The sequence below is a fragment of the Methanohalobium sp. genome, assembly GCF_046546175.1.
In the GTDB taxonomy this organism is placed as follows: domain Archaea; phylum Halobacteriota; class Methanosarcinia; order Methanosarcinales; family Methanosarcinaceae; genus Methanohalobium.
The window spans coordinates 1-2,851 of the sequence record NZ_JBKGYF010000134.1; the positions used below are offsets into that span (position 1 = coordinate 1).

General features: G+C 38.4%; 4 protein-coding genes. All 4 read right to left on the reverse strand.

Features of this window, described 5'->3' with window-relative positions; genetic code table 11:
* Positions 1-430, reverse strand: a 430-nt coding sequence (locus ACLFMM_RS09695; RefSeq protein ID WP_410808529.1) for a tetratricopeptide repeat protein, incomplete at its 3' end; no start/stop codon positions are given.
* 153 nt (positions 431-583) lie between these two features.
* A complete protein-coding gene (locus ACLFMM_RS09700; protein ID WP_410808530.1) occupies positions 584-1,360 on the reverse strand; it encodes a tetratricopeptide repeat protein in 777 nt (258 codons plus the stop codon).
* A gap of 131 nt (positions 1,361-1,491) precedes the next feature.
* Positions 1,492-2,259 (reverse strand): tetratricopeptide repeat protein, encoded by a 768-nt coding sequence (locus tag ACLFMM_RS09705; protein ID WP_410808531.1) that lies wholly within the window; start codon positions 2,257-2,259, stop codon positions 1,492-1,494.
* Positions 2,260-2,451: 192 nt separating this feature from the next.
* Positions 2,452-2,667, reverse strand: coding sequence for a hypothetical protein (locus ACLFMM_RS09710; RefSeq protein ID WP_410808532.1), 216 nt, complete (start codon positions 2,665-2,667; stop codon positions 2,452-2,454).
* Positions 2,668-2,851 lie beyond the last annotated feature (184 nt).

The window sequence follows — 2,851 nt, forward strand, 5'->3', positions numbered from 1 at the left end:
TCATCTTTTCAGCTTCTTTAAACAGTTCAACTGCATCATTGTACTGGCCTTTACCCGACAATACATCTGCTTTGAGCATCATTTGCCGGCGGTCTTTAGGATTCAGAGACAGTATATCTTCTGCTACTTTATCAGCTTCATCCATGCGTTCAAGTAATTCAAGATTTGTCATTTTTCTGTACAATGTTTCAATGTTATCTGGTTCTGACTTAAGTTCCTCATCGGCGGTTTCAATACCTTCTTCTAACAATTGAAACATATTGAAAAACCATTCATCTGAACGCTGTTCATACTTTGAGTTATATAAATGGGCTTGTACCCTTATCGAACTTATATGAGTTACCTGTCGGTCTTCTTTAACTATCCTTGATATCAAATTGGATTTGTCGTTTTCTATCCTTGGATCAGTCTGTTTTCTGTTTTTAAACATTTCGTATTTTTTTATATTAATGCCACCTTATCGTTTTTCAATCCAGATTATTTAGATAGATAAAATGTAGAACAGGTGATAGAACCTGTTCCACATATCTACTATGAAGGAGTTGAGATGTATATTCAAAATACTCCTTCGCTTCAATGTTAATCATAATTTTGCTAAATGACTAGTTGCCATTGAATTTTCGGAATCATTTCCTAGAGCATATTTGAAAGATTCTACTGCTCCTTTTCTGTCACCCATCTTTTCCATTATCAATCCTCTGAGATTCCAGCTGTTACAGAGGTCATCCCTGAAGTTGAGTGCAGCATCTATATCTTCCAGAGCCTGCTCTAAGTTTCCTATAGCAGCTTTGACGTATGCACTGACATAGTACACTTCATGGTTCGGGCGCCAATTCAGTACAGCATTGCAAATTTCGATAGCTTGCTCAGGTTCACCATAGCGTATATGATGGACTACTTTTGCCAGGGGAGCACCATGTGTATCACGTTTTTCAGCTTCTTCGAACAGTTCAACTGCATCTTCATACCGGCCTTTACTCGACAATACTTCTGCTTTGAACATCAAGAACCGGCGGGTTATAGTGCCCAGTTCAATTATAAGTTCAGCGATTTCATCGGCTTCATCAGGACGTCCAAGTAATTCGAGAGTTACCATCTTCTTGTACAATGATTCAATGTTATATGGTTCATACTCAAGTTCTTCCTCATTAACGAAAGCAAGACCATTTTCTAACCATTTAAATTCACCATGAGTATTTGCCTCAATGGACAGTATCTCTACAGGGTGATATAAATGGGCCTTTGCTCTGATTGTACTTATATCCGTTACTTGTGTATCTTCGGTTTCAATTCCTATTAACAAACTGGGTTTGTTTTTGTTTTCTAAGTTAGAATCATCCTGTTTTTTGTTTTTAAACATTTCGTCTTTTTTTATATTAATTCCTCCATATTCGTTTTTGTAGTATAGTTTTATTATAGTTTTATACCAGTCTACAATTTTTTTTATTGGAAATATAAAACCCCGCAGATATACTGCGGGATATCTACCTGTTAATTGTCTGTAAACAGATCGATCGTTTTGGCTAACGAAGCTGAATCGCAGCCACTATTTTCCAGAAACTTAATGTATGATTCGAGCGATTTGTAGGAGTCGCATAGACAGAATGCTATCGCCAACCACAGGTTCATGGGGACTGCAGCATTCTCTCTGGCCTGGATTGCTTCGTAGGCATATCTTTGTGACTCTTCAAAATCACCTTTCTTGGCAAGTATTGATGATTTGTTCCAGTATATTACCCCGTACCTTTCGATTTCAAGGGCTTGATTGATCATCTCAACAGCTTTTCCATGTTCACCGTGACGTGAAAAGTGGTTTGCTTTGGATATCTTGAACTCTGTGACGACATCAATGTTTTTAGCTAACCTTTCAGCTTTTAGATATGCTCTATTTGCTTTATCGTAGTATCCGAGGAGCGATAACACGTCTGCTTTGTATACCCAGTGATTGCTTTGGTCTGCAGGTTCAGAGTTCATTATTACATCTGCAAACTCTCCAGCTTCATCATACTGGTCCAGGTATCTCAGCAGACACATCTGAACATACAGAGTTTCGATATCATCAGGGTTTATACGAAGAATCTTGTTGTTAACTTCTATCGAATCTTCGAACCACCCGAGGTCCATCAAGATATCGGTTTTTCTACCCAGAGCTTCCAGGTGGCCAGGTCTTAACGAGAGGAACTCATTTATCTCGTCAAGTGCGGCTATCCTTTGACCTTTAATCTGGAGCCAGGCAGCTTTGCCCAACTTGTATCCCAAGGTGTTTATATCCCTGTAGTTCGTTTCTATTTCCTGATTTGTGCCGGGTCTGTTGCAGACGTTTAGTTTTTTAGGTTCGTTTTTCATTTTTTCAACAGTACCTCCGTTTTTGGTTTTTATATTTTATATGCCATGATTTTGCTATAGATACTGTCAGTAAAAGGTGGAACTGTAGGTACAGACCACCCTACATTATTGGTTCCATGTCCATCCACAGTTCTCGAAAGCTTTCAGAATCTGATTGCTGTGAGAATCAAGGAATGATATCTCCATCGTGATAGATCCTGGTGTCATTTCTTTTGCATGGACCCTTGACTGGATGTTATCTTTCACACCTGTACTGCATTCTTTGATTTCGGACCTAATATCTTGATGTTCTTCATCAGTCTCGATTCCTGAAGCAGTCACAGTAAGTTTGAACCAGGTTTTTTCGTTCCTTTCAAATGTCTGGAAGTTTTCAATTTTCCTTTCGATGTTATCAGTATCGTTTTGGTCTATGTTTTTACCTCCGTTAGTTATTTTATATGTGGTGGTTTTCTCCTAACCAACTCAAACTTACATATTCGAAACGCTTCTTAGCTTCGGTTGTTAT

Excerpts from the sequence above, each read along its gene's own strand:
- ACLFMM_RS09700 (WP_410808530.1), bottom strand. The coding sequence starts at position 1,360 with ATGTTTAAAAACAAAAAACAGGATGATTCTAACTTAGAAAACAAAAAC.